Consider the following 17202-nt stretch of genomic DNA (forward strand, 5'->3'; position numbering starts at 1 on the left):
TCGGGGTTCGGGTGGCGGAGCCCCCGGATCGGGGCGAAGCCCCGGATGTCACAGCCCGGTCCTTCGGGGTTCGCCGGTGATGGCGGCGAGGGCCAGGTCCGTGGCGGCCTCGGACACCTCGGGCGGGGCGGTGAAGCGCCGGGCCCGGATGTGGGCGAGCAGGTCCGGGTCCGGCGGTACGCCGTGTTCGCGCAGGTAGTACGCCACCGCGCCCGGCCAGGCCCAGACGCCGTCCGTGCGGAAGTTCATGGGCACCGCGTCGGTGCGGTCCGGGGCGAACGCGTCCGGCCCGTTGCTGCGGGACGCCAGGACGACCGGCGCCGCGTCGAGGTACGCCAGCACCCGCTCGGCCTCCGCCGGCACGAGCGGCTGACGGCGGATCAGCGGCCGGCCCGAGGCGTCGAGGCCGTCGTGGATGCGCGGGGTGCGCACCTCGCCGTCACCCGCGGGCGGGGCCAGCGGCGGCAGGCCGGCCCGCTCCCGCAGCCAGCCCGGGACGTGCTCGTCGGCGCGCGGGAAGGTCCGCAGCTCGTCCTGGAACCCGATGGGCGGTGGCGTGCGCCGCCACTGCGGTTCCCGGTCGAACGCGAAGTCCGCCGCGGTCCCCTGGACCGGGTCCACGGTCAGCACCGCGCTCAGCCAGGTGCCGGGGCCCGGCCGGTACATGGCCGCGCGCAGCGTGCCCAGGAGCTGCACCAGCTCGACGGGCGGCTGCAGGGCGCGGGGCACGCCGTCCTGCCCCGTGACGACGACGTCGGCCTCGATGTGCCTGCCGGCCGCCCGGTACTCGGCCCGGATCTGCCGCCAGGTGCCGGGCGGCGCCATCGACGCCAGCCCGTGGCCGATCCGGTCGACGATCTGCTGGTGCTGCCCCGGCCCGGCCGGCACGGGTGGCGTGTTCATCCGCGCCCCTCGCCCGGCGCCGGTGGCCGCGTGGTCGCCTGCGGGATCTCCTCGATGGTGTCGTCGGCCAGCAGGTCGGCGACGGACCCCTCCAGCACGTAGGCCGTCCCGCCTCCGGGCTGGTCGTACCAGGAGATGACGGTGCCGGTGATGGCTCGCACCGGCCGGCGCAGGCGGTACACGTGGTAGGCCCAGTCCCGGACCTCGGCCGGCTCCGAACGGTGGGGCCACTCGGTCCGCGCGGCGTAGAGCGTGTTGCCGTCCGGGTCGCCGTAACGGTCCATCTCGGTGCCGGGCGGCAGGGTGACCAGGCGTTTCCCGCCGTACATCTGCAGCCCCGTGTCGCCGCCGACGGGCTGGATCGGCCAGTCCGCCGTGGGGCGCTTGGCGTCCGGCGGCAGTTCGTCGCGGAACGCGGCGCGGTTCAGGTACAGGTGCCCGGTGAAGTAGCGGACGGCGGCCACCGCGGTGGGGAAGGTCGCCGCCTCGAGCCGTTCTCCGCCTTGGGCCTGGAACACCGCCCAGCCGTCGTCCTCCGGTACCAGGCACCAGGCGCCGTCGGCGACCTCGCCGATGCGGTAGCGGGCCGGCGTGATTTCGAGTTCGGCCGCGGCGTCTTCGGCTGCGCGCAGGGCTTCCTTGGCCGCGGCCTCCGGGTCCTCCGGGCCGTCGAGCGTGGCCGCGCCGGCGGTGCCGACCACTTCGGCCAGCCAGCCGGGGACCAGTTCGGTGTCCCGCGGGAAGAGCGCGAGCTCACGCGCGAACTCGGCGACCGGCCGCGGCCGGTCCCACGCGGGTTCGTCGTCCCACGTGTACGTGTATTCGACGCTCGAGTTGAGCGCGACGTGCGCGACGACCTGGAACCAGGTTCCCCGGCCCTCGCGGTACATCCCGGCCCGCAGCGCGGCGAGCAGCTCAGCGACCTCCTCCGGCGGCTCCCACAGGTACAGCCCGCCGTCGGTGACCCGGCGGACCATCACCGGCAGCTCGACGTGCTCGCCGATCGCCCGGTAGGTGAGCATCACCTGCGACCAGTCCGGCGGCACGGACATCGCGACGATGTTCGAAATCTGCTGCCAGTACCAGTTCTGGCCCTCCGGGTCGAGCGGCGGCCACGGCCGCGCGACCGGCACGTCCTCGGGCACCGGGCGGCCGGACTCGGCGAGCCGCGCGCGCAACCACGGCTGGATGTTCTCCGGGGCCCGCGGGTAGGCGTCGAGGTCGCGCACCCAGCCCGCCGGGTCGATGGCGGGCGACCAGCGCGGGTCCCAGTCGAGGTTGAACAGCGTCTGGATGCGGCCCGGTGCGTCGAGCAGGTACCGCATCGAAAACCAGGTGCCGTCGTCCGGCTGGTAGAACGCGTCACGCATGCCGCGGACGGCCGGCGCCACCCGGTCCGGCACCGTGACCGCGGCCTGGCTGCCGTCGTCCATCAGCACGGTGAGGACGAAGTCCTGGACGTCGACGTTGATCCGGCTGACCAGGTCGATCCGCCGCCATCCCGGCGGAGCGGCGTCGGCGAGGGCGTTGCCCACTTCGTGCGACTGCTCCCGCCACTGCGAGGCGTCACGAGGCATGAGTGCCGGTCCTTTCTGGTGCTGTGGTCAGCCGCATCAGGACACCCCCGGGGAGGTGGCCGTCGCCGTCGGGGTGTTGGGGAAACTGCGCAGGTGGACGACCGGGTTGCCGTCCGGGCCCACCTCGACCCACCGCACCTGGATCGTGTGCGGCACCCGGTCGCCGTCGGCCCGCAGCGGGAACACGTCGATGCTGTCGATCTTGCCACCTGCCTTGAGGTGGTTGGCCAGGTCGGTTTCGAACGCGTACCAGTGGTCGGGTCCGGCCTGGTGCGGCCAGCCCTGGTTCTGGGGCCGCCACTGGGACATCATGTTGAGCAGCTCGCCCGGGCCGCGGAACTGGTTGCCCGCGATGTGCCCGCCGTCGTACACGCCACCCGGGCCCTGCCGGCCGGACTGGCCCTGCGCGGTGCCGTCCCGCCGCAGGTAGTCCTCCTCGCCGGCCAGCTTGGGGTTGTCCGAACGGCCGTGCGTCGTGTCGGTCCTGCCACCGCCGACGTCCGGGCCGGTCTGGTAGGTGAACCGGCCGTCGTCGACGTTGTAGACCATGTTCGGGCCGGGGTGGTTGAGGTCGGGGTGGTGCGGCCGGAAGGTCTCGACCACCGCGACCCGGCCGTGCTCGTCGGTCCAGTACACCGACCGGGCCTGCTCGACGGTCTTGTTGCCCTCCTTGTACTCGCTGTGCACGACGTACTTGGAGTTCGGCTCCAGCTTCGGCGACCCGTCCGGGTTCTTCGGCTGCTGGTCCAGGAAGGACTTGTTGCTGGGCAGCTCGACGTCGTGCTGCCGCGCGCCGCGGAACCGCTCCGGGTCCGCGACCCCCTCCGGGACGGCGGCGTTCGGGTCCATGCCCTGCCGGAGGTGGACCTCGGCGCCCTCGGGGACGAGCTTCGGGTTGCTGATGCCCTTCCAGTCCGGGTTGGTCCGCGCGATCCGGCCGGAGTCGACCTCGGCCCAGCGGACGTGGCCGTCGGCATCCGTGTAGAACGTGCCGCGCGGGACGCCTTTCCTGTCGGTGACTTCGTACCTGGTGTGCGGCTCGTAGGGGCCGCCCTGCGCGAACGACTGCCGCGCACCGGGGGCGCGCGGGTCGTCGGCGCCGATCCGGACCGGGTCGCCTTCGAAGTCGGGCCGGTGGAACTGGACCGAGGGGTGCGGCACCCCGTCGGCGTCCGTGTGGAACGTCTGGTGGTGCCCGTCGATCTCCACCCGGTAGGCGGTGTTCGGGTGCGGGTGGGTGACGTCCGGGTTCGGGTGGTAGGCCGGGTTCGGGCTGCCGTCGGGCAGCCGCGGCGGCACGTTCGGGTGCGCCGTGTCGATGTGCGTGACCCGGCCCGTGCCGTCGGTGTGGTAGGTCCCGCGCGGGGTGCCGTTGCTGTCGGTCACCTGGTACGACCGGTTGGGCTGCAGCTGCTGGTCGCCGGGGAAGCGCTCGCCCGCGTGCGGCGGCCGGGGCGCGTCCGGGTGCGGGCTGCCCGGCCCGACCGGCACGTGCTCCCCGCCGGCCGGCGTGAAGTCCGTGCCGTGCTGGGGGTTGCGCCGGACCTCGGCCTGCCGCTGCGGGTCGGTGAGGTCGCGTTCCTGTTGCTGCGACAGGGGATTGCGGTCCTCCGGCACCCGCGGCCGCGGCGCGCCGTCGGGGTCGTGCTCCGGTCCGGGTTCCTGACGCCGGCGCGTGTCGTCGTCCCCGCGGTGGCGCGCGCTGTCGGCGTCGACGTCGTGCGGGTCGTGGTGCCGGGTGTCCGGTGCGAAGCCGCTGTCACCGGCGGCGTGCGTCGAGCCGTCGGGGTGGTGGACGCTCCATTCGCCGTCCGGGGGAATGCGCGGGCGCATCTTCCCGTCCGGGCCGATTTCGTAGTCGGAGGAGAAGACGCGGCCGTGCGAGTCGGTCCAGGCGGGTTTGCTGGGTGCGAGCACCTCGGTGTCGAGCTCGCGCGAGAGCCGGTGGGCGAAGTCGTTCGAGCTCGCGTCGCAGCCGATCAGCCGGATCGGGCGGCCGTCGTAGTCGCCGTTGCGGCGCAGGATGTCGGCGAATTCTTCGGGGGTGTAGAGCCGGTCACCGATCCGGGCGTGGCCATCGGGAGTGACGTGCACGTCGACGGTGTAGCGGCCATCGGGGTCGGGCTGCACGCGGTGGGGCAGGTCCCCCATGTCGGGATCGCCGGCGTGGTACGAGCTGCCCGACGGCGTGCTTTCGGAGTGGCGCGCGTTGACCTCGTCCGGGGTGAGCGGGCCGGGGTCGCCGTGGTGCGGGGCATCGGGGTCGTGGGGGCCGTCGTGGGGGCCGTGCTCGTGCGGGCCGGGTCCGGGGGTGCCGCCGTCCGGGCTGTGCGGTCCGCCGGGGCCGGAACTGCCCGGCCGGGTGTCGGGGCTGTGGCTGGGGGTGCCGGTGTGCGGGCCGCCTGGCCGGGTGTCGGGGCCGTGCGTGCCTGGGCGGCTGGGTGCGGCGGCGCCCGGCCGCGTGTCGGGGCCGTGCGTGCCTGGGCGGCTGCCCGGCCGGGTGTCCGGACCGTGGCTGGGGGTGCCGGTGTGCGGGCCGCTTGGCCGGGTGTCGGGGCCGTGCGTGCCGGGGCCGAACCCGCGGGCCGCGGGTGCGGGCGCGTCAGGCGTCCGCGGCCGTCCTTGGGGGAGGTCACCGCCGGTGCGGGGCCGTCCGGGTGCGTCGACGTGGGCCCCGGGAGTGCCCGGAGTGCCGGTCCAGCCGCCGCCCCCACCGGGCCGCGGCGAACCGCTGCCGCCGGGACCGCCACCGGGGGCACCACCGCCGGGCGCGCCGCCGCCGGGTGGCGTGCCGCCCATCGCGGGCTGACCGCCCTGCGGCGGGATCCCGTCGCCACCGCCGCGAGGCGACGGCACCGGCGAGCCGGGCTCACCGGTCCGCGGAACGGCCGGCGCGGTCCCGCTGGCGGAGGTGGCCCCATCGGCCCGCGGCGGCGCGGCACTGCTCGGAGTGTCGGTCCCGGCGTGCGACCCGGGCGCATCGGCCCGCGCGGCAGGCGACGAGCCGGAGTGCGGGGCACCGCCGCCATCGGGCGAGCCGGAATGCGTGGGTGCCGGACTGCTGTCACCGGCCCTGACCGGCGAGGGGCTGGTGTCGCTGGTGTGCGACGGCGTGTCGTTCCCGGCGCGTGTGGGTGACGGGTTCGAGTCCGCGGTGTGCGAGGGAGTGTTGTCGCCTGCGTGTGAGGGCGAGCGCGTGGGCGAGGGGCTGGTGTCGCCGGTGTGCGACGGCGTGTTGTCCCCGGCGCGTGACGGGCTCGGGTCCGCGGCGTGCGGCGGTGCGTTGTCGCCCGCGCGGGTGGGCGAAGGATTGCTGTCGCCTGTGTGCGAGGGCGAGCGGGTGGGCGAGGGGCTGGTGTCGCCGGTGTGCGGCGGTGCGTTGTCGCCTGCGCGGGTGGGCGATGGGCTCCTGTCACCGGTGTGCGACGGCGTGCTCTCCCCAGCGCGGGTGTCGCCGCCCGAGCGAACGGCCGACGGGCTGCCGTCCGGCGATCCGTCCGGCGATCCATCCCGTGACCCGTCCGGCGATCCGTCACCATTGCGCGCCGACGGCGAGGCATCCCCATCACCCGCGTGCGACGGCGCGTTCTCCTCGCCGCCCGGGTGAGACGACGAATCGGACCCGTCCCGGCCCGGACTCCGGCGAGAGCCCGCGTCGGGTGCGGAATCCGTGTTCATCGGGTCGGAACCCGGCGAATCCCCGTCCGCGTGGCCCGAGTCGCCGTCCGGGCCGTCGCCGTGGGCGCGGGGGTGGACCCCGCCGCCCTCCTTGGGGATCTTCCGGACGAAGCCGCCTTCCTTGACCTTCAGCCCGTCCAGCCCGCTGACCTTGCCCAGCACCTTCCCGAAGACCTTCGCGATCTTCTCGAAGAGGTCCACCAGCTTCGACAGCAGCGGCGAGACCCTGCGGATCGTGTCGGTCAGCTTCTTGAGCAGCTCCCCGATCTTCTTGCCCCACTTGGCGATCGCGGCCGCCGCCTGCGCCACGACGACCGGGGTGCCGAAGCCGAGGGAGAAGACCTCCTCCATCACCCACGCGATGAGCTTGCCGACCAGGTCGGCGATCAGCTGCCGCACCGTCTCCCGGACGAACGAGACGACTTGGCCCATGATCATCGTGACCGTGCTGATCGCGCCGGCCACCGTGGCCGCGCCCGAAAGCGCGTCGCTGTGCTCGGCCGCGAACTTGCGGTAGGCGTCGGCGCCCGCGCCGGTCCAGCCCGTCGTGCCGGTCTTGACCGCGTTGTCGAAGTCGGTCTTGCGCTCGCCGAGCGCCTTCGAGACGTTGCCCCAGGTGTCCGCATAGGACTGGATCACCGGCGGGTTGCCCGCGACGGAGTCGAGCATGTCCTTCAACGGCTGGACGTGCTCCATGAGGAACGACGCCACCGACGACATCAGGTACCCGAACGGGTCGATCGCGGCGCCCGCGACCTCCCCGGCCAGGCTGAGCACGCCCAGCCCGCCGGAAACCCAGTCGCCGTCCTTGATGCCGTTGAACGCGTCCATCGACGACTCGGCGATGCCGATGCCGCCGGCCCAGCCGTAGTCGCCGTTGCCCGCCGTGAACGCGCCCGGCCCGTCCGGGTCCGTCTTGGCGTCCGCGACGAGCGGGTTCCCCTCGGGCATCACGCACCGCCCGCCGACTGGTTCAGGTCGTCGGCGACCCCGGTCTCGTACCTGCGGTAGGCGGCCGCGGCCTCGCGGACCTTCCCGGACACGGCGGTCATGGCCTGCACGGCGTCCTTGAGCGCGTCGATCCCGTACTGCTCCACCGGGTCGAGCATCATCCGGAACGGCTGGCAGAGGATGCCGTACGCGTCGGTCGGCATGCTCACCTGGTTCGCCGCGTCGACGGCCTGCTGCAGCCCGTCACCGATCGCGTCGAGCTGTTTCGCGTGCGCCGTGAGGTCGGTGCTGAGTTCCACGTCGGCCACAGTTTCCCCCTCAGGACAGGATCGGTCCGCCGAAGTCGTCGTCGTCGGAGTCGTCCGCCGGGCGGCGGCGACGCGGTTGCTGCTGCGGTGGCGGCGGCGGGGTCCGCGGCGGTGCGGGCGGCGGTTCCTCGGTGTCCTCCGGCAGGAACCGGCGGACGCGGTCGGGTTCCGGGAACGCCGGCTCGGCCTCGGGCGGCGGCTCCGGGAACGTGCTCTGCGCCTCGCGGACGATCTCGGCCGCGGCCTGGTCGCCGGTGCCGGTGGTCTCGGTCATGGCCTGCTGCAGCAGCTCCGGGATCCGCGCCTGCGCCCGCTGCACCAGCTGCATCACCTGCGCCGACACCTCGGCCATCCGTTTGCCGGCCGCGCTCTCCGCGATCACCAGGTTCTTCAGCAGCCCGCGCGAATCGACGGTCACCTGGACCGTGCCGTCCTTCGACCGCTCGGTGACCGTCTGACCCTGCATGCGATCGGCCAGCGCCTGGTACCGGGCGGCGTTCTCCTCGAGCCGCTTGGTCCAGTTGTCGATCATCGCGTCGCTGGCGTCGATGCTGTCCGGCATCACGGCCCCTTCTCTTGAGCTTCTCCACACTGACGGATCGGGGCCGCCCGCGGTTCCCGGTTCACGCCAAAGGCCACCATAGGGGACCCGGAAGTCTCCCACGGTGGCCTTCGCCGAGATGGGTCAGAGGTTGCCGCGGCGCTGTGCTGATGGCGCCTCGGCGTTAAAGATTGCCTCGGCGTTCCTGTTCCCGCTCGATCGCCTCGAACAACGCCTTGAAGTTGCCCTTGCCGAAGCCCAGCGAGCCGTGCCGCTCGATCAGCTCGTAGAACACGGTCGGGCGGTCGCCGATCGGCTTGGTGAAGATCTGCAGCAGGTAGCCGTCCTCGTCGCGGTCGACCAGGATGCTGTGCTGCTTGAGCACCTCGATCGGCACGCGGACGTTGCCGATCCGGGCGCGCAGCTCGGGGTCGTCGTAGTAGGAGTCCGGGGTGTCGAGGAACTCCACGCCGGCGGCGCGCATCGCGGTGACCGTGGCGATGATGTCGTTGGTGGCCAGCGCGATGTGCTGGCAGCCGGCGCCGCCGTAGAACTCGAGGTACTCGTCGATCTGCGACTTCTTCTTCGCCACGGCGGGCTCGTTCAGCGGGAACTTGACCCGGTGGTTGCCGTTCGAGACGACCTTGCTCATCAGCGCCGAGTACTCGGTCGCGATGTCGTCGCCGACGAACTCCGCCATGTTCACGAAGCCCATGACGCGGTGGTACCAGTCGACCCAGTAGTCCATCTTGCCGAGCTCGACGTTGCCGACGCAGTGGTCGACGGCCTGGAACAGTCGCTTCGGCGCGCCTTCGGGCCGCTTGACCGTGCTCTCGCGCGGCTCGTAGCCGGGCAGGTAGACGCCGTGGTAGCGCGACCGGTCGACCAGCGAGTGGCGGGTCTCGCCGTAGGTCGCGATCGCGGCGACGCGCACGGTGCCGTGGGCGTCGGAGACGTCGTGCGGCTCCTCGAGGACGGTCGCGCCCTGCGCGCGGGCGTGCTCGACGCACTTGTCGACGTCGGTGGTCTCCAGCGCCAGGTCGATGACGCCGTCGCCGTGCTTGCGGTGGTGGTCGAGCAGCGGCGAGTCCGGCTTCACGCCGCCGGTGATGACGAACCGGGCCGAGCCGGACTTCAGCACGTAGGACTTGCGCTCGTAGTCGCCGGTCTCGGGACCGGAGTACGCGACGAGCTGCATCCCGAACGCGATCTGGTAGTACCAGGCGGTCTGGGTGGCGTTGCCGGCGATGAACACCACCGCGTCCATGGCCTTGACCGGGAACGGGTCGGTCGAGGCGTCGTGGTCGACGAGCCCGACCAGCTGACGCAGCTGGTCGTAGCTGACGTCGTCGAGGGCACCCTGGGGTTCGGCAGTCTGGGTCATACCCCGAAGGATCAGCCTGTGCGGCAAGATGAGCAATGGTCTCGGTTTTTACTGGACAATGTGCTGGGCGAGGGCCGGGCACCGGCGGTCACGATGGACAACTTGTGCAGGGAAGAGAGCAATGCCGGAGAACCTCGACGCGCTGGACGCGCGGCTGCTGCTGTTGCTCACCGACTCGCCGCGGCTGGGGGTGCTGGAGTGCGCGCGCCGGCTCGGCGTCGCCCGCGGCACCGTCCAGGCCCGGCTCGACCGCCTGACCGAGCGCGGCATCCTCGGCGGCTTCCCGCCCGAGCTGGACCTGGCGGCGATGGGTTACGGCCTGACGGCGTTCGCGGTGCTCGAAATCGCGCAGGGCCGGCGCGCGGAGGTCGCCGAGGCCCTCGCGGCGATCGACGAGGTGTGCGAGGTCCACGCGACCACCGGCCAGGGCGACCTGTTCGTCCGCATGGTGGCGCGCGGCAACGACGATCTGCAGCGGGTGATCGACAAGGTGGTCGGCGTCCCGGACGTGCTGCGGACGTCGACGTCGATCGCGTTGTCGACGCCGGTGCCGCCGCGGGTCCGCCCCCTGCTGGAGCGGACCGCGCGGGGCTGACGGTCAGCCTTCGTCGAGCACCTGGGCCAGGTACCGCTTCGCCGAGCGCTGGACGACCTCGAAGCCGTCGGTGCGGACGATCGCGTCCCACCAAGCACCGTAGATCGCGTCGAACCGGTACCCCGCCAGCAGTTCCGCCGCGCGGCGCACGATGTGGGGGCGCTCCGGGACGAGGTTCGGGTAGCTGTACATGAAGCCCACGTGCGTCCGGTCGGGGATGACCTGCACGATGTCGCCGGACAGCAGTGCGCCCCGGCCTTCCTCACCGTCGGGCCAGTGCAGGACCGTGCCGCCCGCGAAGTGCACGCCGAGGTTGATCAGCCGGAGGTCCGGAGCGACGTCGAGGGTTGTGCCGGACCACAGCTCGACCGCCGGGTCGGGGCGGCCGATCCACTGCTCGTCGCCTTCGTGCAGGTAGATCGGCACGTCGAACGCGTGCGCCCACTCGACCATCGTCGTGTAGTAGTGCGGGTGGCTGATCGCGATGCCGGTGATGCCGCCCAGATCGCGCACCCGCGCCACCAGGGCGTCGTCGAGGTAGGCCGCGCAGTCCCACAGGAAGTTCCCCGAGCGCGCTCGCACGAGCAGCGCACGTTCGCCGATCGCGAAGCCGGGGTTCGAGCCGACGCCGATGATGCCCGGGCCCTGCTCTTCGATGCGCGGGGTGTAGTCACCGCTCGCGCGCAGGGTCTCGAGGTTCGTCCACCGCTGCCCGGACTGCGGGACGTATTGGCGTTCGTCCTCGCAGACCGGGCAGTCGTCGCGGGCCGCGGCGTACTGCATGCCGCAGGCCTGGCAGATCGGTTCGGTGCTCACGGCTGTTTCCTCCCGGAATGTGGATCCCGGGAGACACGCTAGCGGCCGTTATTTGGTGTCGGTGTAGGGAACCGCCTTCACGAGGGTCACCTTCTGCACCTTGCCGTTGGGTAGTTCGTACTCGCGGGACTCACCCTCCTTGGCGCCGAGCAGGGCCTTGCCCAGCGGCGACTCCGGGGAGTACACGTCGAGTTCGCCCTCGGCGCCCTCTTCGCGGGTGGCGAGCAGGAACTTCTCGTCCTCGTCGTCACCCTCGTACCGGACGGTGAGCACCTTGCCGGGGCCGGCCGTGCCGTCGTTCGCCGGCGCCTCGCCGACCTTGGCCGAACGCAGCAGTTCCTGCAGGTGCCGGATGCGCGCCTCGGCCTGGCCCTGTTCTTCACGGGCGGCGTGGTAGCCGCCGTTCTCCTTGAGGTCGCCTTCTTCGCGGCTGTCGTTGATGCGCGCGGCGATAACCGGGCGATTCTCGATCATCTCGTCGAGTTCGCTCTTGAGCCGGTCGTAGGCATCCTGGGTGAGCCAGGTCACCTTGGTGTCGCTCACGGTCACCATCTCCTCGTCGGGCCTGCCAGGCTTGCGTGTTCAAGCCGGCCCACGCGGGCCTAGGTGCCCGCGTGGCTGAGATAAAGGAAAAACACGGCCCGTCGCGGACCGTGCTGAGGGGTCAGAGTATCACGGCGCGAGAGGTCGACGCCCATTATTTCCTCGCGCCCTGGGCGTTGAGCGCGCGGTTCACCCCGTTGGCCGCTATGGGGTTGACAGATAGCGTGGTACGTCGTAGGAGCAGCCGAACACGTCGGCGGTCACCGGTTCCCCGATGCTCTTGATCGTCGTGCTCATCCTGCTGTACTTCGCGCCGGCGGGGATCAGGAGCTCCTTGCGGCCGCTCTCGGCCCCGGTCTTGTCGCGGACGCGGACGACGCACACGCCCGGCCTGCTGTTGTCGTCCCGGGTGACGTTGATGGTGATTTCCATCGCGTTGCCCGGTTTCGCGCTGAACGCGACGCGCTCGGCGTCGATCGGCGCGGCGCCGAGGTTGACGTACGCGATCCACGCGATCAGGCCGCTGACCAGCAGGGCGATGGCCAGGAAGAGCCAGCGCCGCCAGCGCCGGGACGTCGCCGCGCGCCCGGTGCCGTACCGGTCCGCGGGCAGCGCGGGCGCGCCGCCGCCGACGGCCGTTTCCGCCGGTCCGCCTGCCAACCCGGGCCTCCTGCTCGTTCCTGTCGTACCCGTGGGGACAATGGGGGCTGCGGGTACGTCTCGAGTATCCGCCCGCTGGGTGGGCGGCCCGCAGGTGGGTCGCGGAATAAGGGCAGAAGGGGAGTCGTTCGGAGCATGGTGGACGCCGACGAGCTGAGGAACACCGCCAACCCGAGCCTGCGCATGATGGCCGTGCACGCGCACCCGGACGACGAGTCGAGCAAGGGTGCCGCCACGATGGCGCGCTACGCCGCCGAGGGGCACGAGGTGCTGGTCGTCACGTGCACCGGGGGCGAAGCCGGCAGCATCCTGAACCCGGCCATGGACCGGCCCGAGGTGCTGGCCAACATGACCGAGGTCCGCCGTGAGGAGATGGCCCGCGCGGCCAAGATCCTCGGCGTGAGCCAGCACTGGCTCGGCTTCGTGGACTCCGGCCTGCCGGAGGGCGACCCGCTGCCGCCACTGCCCGAGGGGTCGTTCGCCGTCGTCCCGCTGGAGGAGTCCACGGAGGCGCTGGTGCGCGTGATCCGCGAGTTCCGCCCGCACGTGATCACGACCTACGACGAGAACGGCGGCTACCCGCACCCCGACCACATCCGCACCCACGAGGTGTCGATGGCGGCGTGGGACGCGGCGCCGGACCCGGACCGCTTCCCCGACGCCGGCGAGCCGTGGCAGCCCCTGAAGCTGTACTACATGCACGGCTTCTCGCGAGCCCGGATGCTGGCCTTCGACTCGGCGCTGAAGGAGGCCGGGCTCGAGTCCCCGTACACCGAGTGGCTGGCGAAGTGGGACGCGGACAAGGCCGATGTGATGGAGCGGGTGACGACCCGCGTCGAGTGCGGTGAATACTTCGAGGTGCGGGACGAGGCGCTGAAGGCGCACGCCACGCAGATCGACCCCACCAGCCGCTGGTTCGCGGTGCCGCGGGAGATGCAGCGCGAGGTCTGGCCGACCGAGGAGTACGAGCTGGTCAAGTCGCTGGTGGACAGCACCTTGCCGGAGGACGACCTGTTCGCCGGCATCAAGGAGAAGGTGAACACATGAGTCTGACGCTGCCGGCCGGCGTGGCGCTTCCGGTGACCGCGTCGGCCCTGGTCCTGACGCAGCAGCCGGGCAACGGCGACAACGGCGGGCAGGGGGAGGACTTCGGCAAGTCCTCCCCGGTCGGCTTCCTGGTGCTGATCCTGTTCCTCATCGCGGTCGCCTTCCTGGTCCGCTCGATGACGAAGCACCTCAAGCGCGTCCCGGCCAGCTTCGACGACCCGCCCGCGGAGGAGAAGCCGGAGCGGCCCGAGGCCGCCGCGGAGCCGGAGGTGGCCGAGAAGCCCGCGAAGGGCCCCTCGACCACCAAAGCCGACAGTTAGCTAGAGCCGCGGGTCCACCGGGTCCGACTCCAGCGCGAGCACCGCGAACACGCACTCGTGCACCCGCCACAGCGGCTCACCCCGCGCCACGCGCTCCAGCGCCTCCAGCCCGAGCGCGTACTCCCGCAGCGCCAGCATCCGCTTCCGGTTCAACCCGCGCTTGCGCAGCCGCTCCAGGTTCGCCGGCAGCGTGTAGTCGGGCCCGTAGATGATCCGCAGGTACTCACGTCCGCGCACCTTGACCCCGGGCTGGACCAGCCCGCGCGCACCCCGCGTCAGGTTCGCCGCCGGCTTGACGACCATGCCCTCGCCGCCGCCGGCCGTCAGTTCCTCCCACCACGAGATGCCGCGAGCCACCGACGCCTCGTCCAGCAGGTCCACCTCGAGCGTCCGGGTCCGCTGGAAACGCGGGCCCGCGAGGCCGTCGAGCAGCGACAGGTGCCACGAATGCGGCCGGTCGTGGTAGGCCTTCCCTTCGGACGCCAGCAGCTGGAACGGCGCGAGCCGGACGCCGTCCAGCCCGGAGGTGGGCCAGCAGTAGCGCCGGTACGCCGTCCGGTAGGAGCCCGCTGCGGACTCCCGGGATGCCGTCCGCGCCAGGAGATCGCCGACGTCGATGCCCCGCGCGGCCGCCGTCGTCAAGGCTGAAACCGCCGCCGGCAGCACGGCCTCGGCGGCCGCACCCACCGAGGCGTACTGAGACGAAATCAGCGAGTCCGCCTTGGCGCTCCACGGCAGCAGCTCGGCGTCGAGCAGCAACCAGCCCGAGCCCAGCTCTTCGAACAGCCCGGCCGCCGCCGCGCGTACGTCGTCGAGCAGCGAAGCGTTCTGCTCCGCCGAGAAGAACGGCCTCCCGGTCCGCGTGTACACCGCGCCGCCGCCTCGGATCCCGAAGCGCCGGTAGGCCACGTCGTCGTCCCGGCAGACCAGCACGACGGCCCGCGAGCCCATGTGCTTCTCCTCGCACAGCACCGACTGCACGCCCGCGGCCCGGTACTCGGCGAACGCCTCCTCGGGGTGCTCGAGGTGATCGGAGCGCGCCGACGTCGAGCACGGCGCCATCGTCGGCGGCAGGTACGTCAGCCAGCGCGGGTCGACCGCGAACCGGCTCATCACCTCCAGCGCCGCCGCCGACTGCTCCGCCGAGACGCCGATCCGGCCGTGGTGCGCGGTCTGCACGATCCGCTTCCCGGTGACGTCGGTCAGCTCCAGCACCGCCGGCTCCCGCCCGCCGAGCGGCCGCGCCGCGTCGAGCGGACGGGTCGGCTCGTACCAGACCCGGTGCGCCTTCACCGAGACGACTTCACGCTCCGGGTAGCGCAGCGCGGTCAGCTTCCCGCCGAACACCGCCCCGGTGTCGAGGCACATGGTGTTGTTGACCCACTCCGGCTCCAGCGTCGGCGTGTGCCCGTAGAGGACCATCGCGGATCCGCGGTAGTCGTGGGCCCAGGGCAGCCGCACCGGCAGGCCGTACTCGTCGGTCTCGCCGGTCGTGTCGCCGTAGAGCGCCATGCTCCGCACCCGCCCGGACGCGCGCCCGTGGTACCGCTCGGGCAGCCCGGCGTGCGCGACGACGAGCTTTCCGCCGTCGAGGACGTAGTGCGCGATCAGCCCGTCACAGAATTCGTGCACCTTCTTGCGGAACTCCTCGGTTTCCGCGGCGAGTTGCTCGAGTGACTCGGCGAGGCCGTGCGCGACGTTGACCTTCCGCCCGTGCAGGGCGCGCACCAGCTTCTGCTCGTGGTTGCCGCAGACGACCAGTGCGTTGCCGGACGAGGCCATGGCCATCACGCGCCGCAAGACGCCTGGGGTGTCCGGGCCGCGGTCGACGAGGTCGCCGACGAACACCGCCGTCCGCCCCGCCGGGTGCACGCCGTCGACGTACCCCAGCTCGGCCAGCAGTTCCTCGAGCTCGGCGGCGCAGCCGTGGACGTCGCCGATCACGTCGAAGGGGCCGGTCAGCTCGCGCTTGTCGTTGCGCAGCGGCTCGACGACGATCTCCGCCGCGGCCACCTCGGCTTCGGACCGCAGCACGTGCACCCGCCGGAAACCCTCGCGCTCCAGCGACTTCAGCGACCGCTGCAGCTCGCCGCGCTGCCGCCGGATCACGTGGTCGCCGAAGTCGCGGTCGGTCCGCGACGCGTTGCGGGCGGCGCAGACGGCCACCGGCAGGTCCAGCACGATCGCCGTCGGCAGCACGTCGTGCTCCTTCGCGAGCTTCACCAGGCTCGCCCGCGAAGCACGCTGGACGTTCGTCGCGTCGATGACGGTCGTCCGCCCGGCCGCGAGCCGCTTCGCCGCGATGTAGTGCAGCGCGTCGAAGGCGTCGGCCGACGCGGACTGGTCGTTCTCGTCGTCGGCGACGAGCCCGCGGAAGAAGTCGCTGGAGAGCACCTGCGTCGGGGCGAAGTGCGTGCGCGCGAACGTCGACTTGCCGGAGCCGGAAGCGCCGACGAGCACGACGAGCGCCATGTCGGGGACGGTCAGCTTCACGCGGTCACCTCCTCGTGGGTGGTGAAGACCGCCAGCTGGGTCGGCGGTCCCGATTCCTGGTCCTCCGGTCCGATCGGCACGTATCGGACGTCGTAGCCACGCCGGGTCGCGACGCCGTCCGCCCAGGCGCGGAACTCGGCTCGGGTCCATTCGAACCGGTGGTCGGCGTGCCGGAAATGCCCCATCGGCAGGAACTCGAACAGCCGGTTGTACTCCGCGTTGGGCGTCGTGACGAGCACCGTGCGCGGCGCCGCGACCCCGAACACCGCGTGTTCCAGGGCCGGGAGCCGCTCCTGGTCGACGTGTTCGACGACCTCCATGAGCACGGCGGCGTCGAACCCGGCCAGCGCCGGATCGGCGTAGGTCAGCGCGGACTGCCGCAGCGTGACGCGGGTGGTGTCCTTCAGCCGCTTCTCCGCGATGTCCAGGGCACGCGCGGAGACGTCGACGCCGACGATCTCGGTGAACGAGCGGTCCTTCTCGAGCACGCGCAGCAGCGCGCCGGACCCGCAGCCGAGGTCGAGGACGCGCCGGGCGCCCGCGGCCCGCAACGCGGCCAGCACGCTGCCGTGGCGCTGCGACGCGAGGCTCTCCGGCTTGTCCGGCACCTCCGTGACCAGCGCTTCGGCCTCCGCCGGGACGTCGTCCGCCTCGGCCAGCCGCGAAAGCGCGTACGAGACGACCGGGCGGCGCCGCTCGAGGTAGCGGTTCGTGATGAGCGTGCGCTCGGGGTGCGCGGCGAGCCAGCCGTCGCCGGCGCGCAGCAGCTTGTCGGCCTCGTCCTGGCCGACCCAGTAGTGCTTGTCGCCGTCGAGCGCGGGCAGCAGCACGTACAGGTGGCGCAGTGCGTCGGCGACGCGCTGGGTGCCGGCGAGCCGCAAGTCGACATAGTGACTCTCGCCCCACTGCGGGAACTGCGGGTCGAGCGGGATCGGCGTGGCCGAGACGCGCCAGCCGAGCGGCTCGAACAGCTTGTGCACGACCTCCGCCCCGCCGCGAGCGGACAGCGACGGCACGTGGATCTCCAGGTCGAACGGCTCGTCGACCAGCTCGGGACGGGCGGTGCAGCGCCCGGCGAGCGCCGTGGTGAACGCGGCTCGCAGCGCCACCGCGAGGTACGAGCCGCCGGCGTACGGCCGGTCGTTGACGTACTGGGTGAGCGACGTCGCACCGCCGCGGACGAGCTCGATCGGGTCGATCTCGACGAACAACGCGGCGGTGCACCGCTCCGGCGACGCCGCCGGGTAGAAGACGTGCGCGGTGCCGGCGGACAGCGCGACCGACTGCGCCTTCTCCGGGTGCTTGTGCAGGAGAAAGCCCAGGTCGGTGGCGGGGTTCCGGGTCGTCGTGATGGTCAGCAGCACCGGCTCAGTGTGGCCGACGGGC

Annotated in this window: 14 protein-coding genes; 3 read left to right on the plus strand and 11 right to left on the minus strand. The window is 72.3% G+C overall.

Annotated elements, in window-relative coordinates; all coding sequences use genetic code 11:
- Nucleotides 1–48 precede the first annotated feature (48 nt).
- The 6 genes from AB0M80_RS04415 to hppD all read right to left on the minus strand — a co-directional run bounded on the left by AB0M80_RS04415 (nucleotide 49) and on the right by hppD (nucleotide 9342).
- Nucleotides 49–903 carry a ferredoxin gene (locus tag AB0M80_RS04415; RefSeq protein ID WP_364558742.1) on the minus strand — a complete coding sequence of 285 codons (855 nt, stop codon included), beginning with the start codon at nucleotides 901–903 and terminating at the stop codon, nucleotides 49–51.
- Entirely contained in the window at nucleotides 900–2480 is a 1581-nt protein-coding gene (locus AB0M80_RS04420) for a TNT domain-containing protein (RefSeq protein WP_364558744.1), read from the minus strand. The genes AB0M80_RS04415 and AB0M80_RS04420 overlap by 4 nt, the downstream gene beginning before the upstream one ends.
- A gap of 36 nt (nucleotides 2481–2516) precedes the next feature.
- Complete coding sequence (locus AB0M80_RS04425; RefSeq protein WP_364558747.1) at nucleotides 2517–7109, minus strand: DNA/RNA non-specific endonuclease; 4593 nt, start codon at nucleotides 7107–7109, stop codon at nucleotides 2517–2519.
- A complete protein-coding gene (locus AB0M80_RS04430) occupies nucleotides 7109–7417 on the minus strand; it encodes a type VII secretion target (protein ID WP_364558750.1) in 309 nt (102 codons plus the stop codon). The genes AB0M80_RS04425 and AB0M80_RS04430 overlap by 1 nt, the downstream gene beginning before the upstream one ends.
- Before the next feature lie 10 nt (nucleotides 7418–7427).
- Nucleotides 7428–7979: a YbaB/EbfC family nucleoid-associated protein gene (locus AB0M80_RS04435; protein WP_364558752.1), complete on the minus strand. Its 552-nt coding sequence runs from the start codon at nucleotides 7977–7979 to the stop codon at nucleotides 7428–7430.
- A 163-nt stretch (nucleotides 7980–8142) separates the two neighbouring features.
- A complete protein-coding gene (hppD, locus tag AB0M80_RS04440) occupies nucleotides 8143–9342 on the minus strand; it encodes a 4-hydroxyphenylpyruvate dioxygenase (RefSeq protein ID WP_364558755.1) in 1200 nt (399 codons plus the stop codon).
- A gap of 121 nt (nucleotides 9343–9463) precedes the next feature.
- Here hppD and AB0M80_RS04445 point away from each other — a divergent pair, with 121 nt between their 5' ends.
- Nucleotides 9464–9937: an Lrp/AsnC family transcriptional regulator gene (locus tag AB0M80_RS04445; RefSeq protein WP_285993949.1), complete on the plus strand. Its 474-nt coding sequence runs from the start codon at nucleotides 9464–9466 to the stop codon at nucleotides 9935–9937.
- A 3-nt stretch (nucleotides 9938–9940) separates the two neighbouring features.
- Here AB0M80_RS04445 and AB0M80_RS04450 read toward each other — a convergent pair whose 3' ends face one another.
- The 3 genes from AB0M80_RS04450 to AB0M80_RS04460 form a co-directional block, all read right to left on the minus strand.
- Entirely contained in the window at nucleotides 9941–10753 is an 813-nt protein-coding gene (locus AB0M80_RS04450) for an MBL fold metallo-hydrolase (RefSeq protein WP_364558757.1), read from the minus strand.
- 48 nt (nucleotides 10754–10801) lie between these two features.
- Complete coding sequence (gene greA, locus AB0M80_RS04455) at nucleotides 10802–11305, minus strand: transcription elongation factor GreA (RefSeq protein WP_364558760.1); 504 nt, start codon at nucleotides 11303–11305, stop codon at nucleotides 10802–10804.
- A gap of 195 nt (nucleotides 11306–11500) precedes the next feature.
- A complete protein-coding gene (locus AB0M80_RS04460) occupies nucleotides 11501–11956 on the minus strand; it encodes a DUF4307 domain-containing protein (RefSeq protein ID WP_364558763.1) in 456 nt (151 codons plus the stop codon).
- 135 nt (nucleotides 11957–12091) lie between these two features.
- On the opposite strand from AB0M80_RS04460, the gene mca reads away from it, so the two are divergent.
- Together mca and AB0M80_RS04470 are read left to right on the plus strand one after the other, a co-directional pair.
- Nucleotides 12092–13003, plus strand: coding sequence for a mycothiol conjugate amidase Mca (gene mca / locus AB0M80_RS04465; protein ID WP_364558766.1), 912 nt, complete (start codon nucleotides 12092–12094; stop codon nucleotides 13001–13003).
- The gene (locus AB0M80_RS04470) at nucleotides 13000–13323 is read left to right on the plus strand and encodes a hypothetical protein (protein WP_364558769.1); all 324 of its coding nucleotides are present in this window, start codon (nucleotides 13000–13002) and stop codon (nucleotides 13321–13323) included. Before mca ends, AB0M80_RS04470 begins: the two co-directional genes overlap by 4 nt.
- On the opposite strand, the gene AB0M80_RS04475 is transcribed toward AB0M80_RS04470, so the two are convergent.
- Nucleotides 13324–15816 carry a polynucleotide kinase-phosphatase gene (locus AB0M80_RS04475; RefSeq protein ID WP_364558772.1) on the minus strand — a complete coding sequence of 831 codons (2493 nt, stop codon included), beginning with the start codon at nucleotides 15814–15816 and terminating at the stop codon, nucleotides 13324–13326.
- On the minus strand, nucleotides 15813–17180 hold the full coding sequence (locus AB0M80_RS04480) for a 3' terminal RNA ribose 2'-O-methyltransferase Hen1 (protein ID WP_364558775.1): 1368 nt from the start codon (nucleotides 17178–17180) through the stop codon (nucleotides 15813–15815). The genes AB0M80_RS04475 and AB0M80_RS04480 overlap by 4 nt, the downstream gene beginning before the upstream one ends.
- Nucleotides 17181–17202: the final 22 nt, after the last annotated feature.

This window comes from Amycolatopsis sp. NPDC051045 (assembly GCF_040682955.1).
Taxonomy (GTDB): Bacteria; Actinomycetota; Actinomycetes; order Mycobacteriales; family Pseudonocardiaceae; genus Amycolatopsis.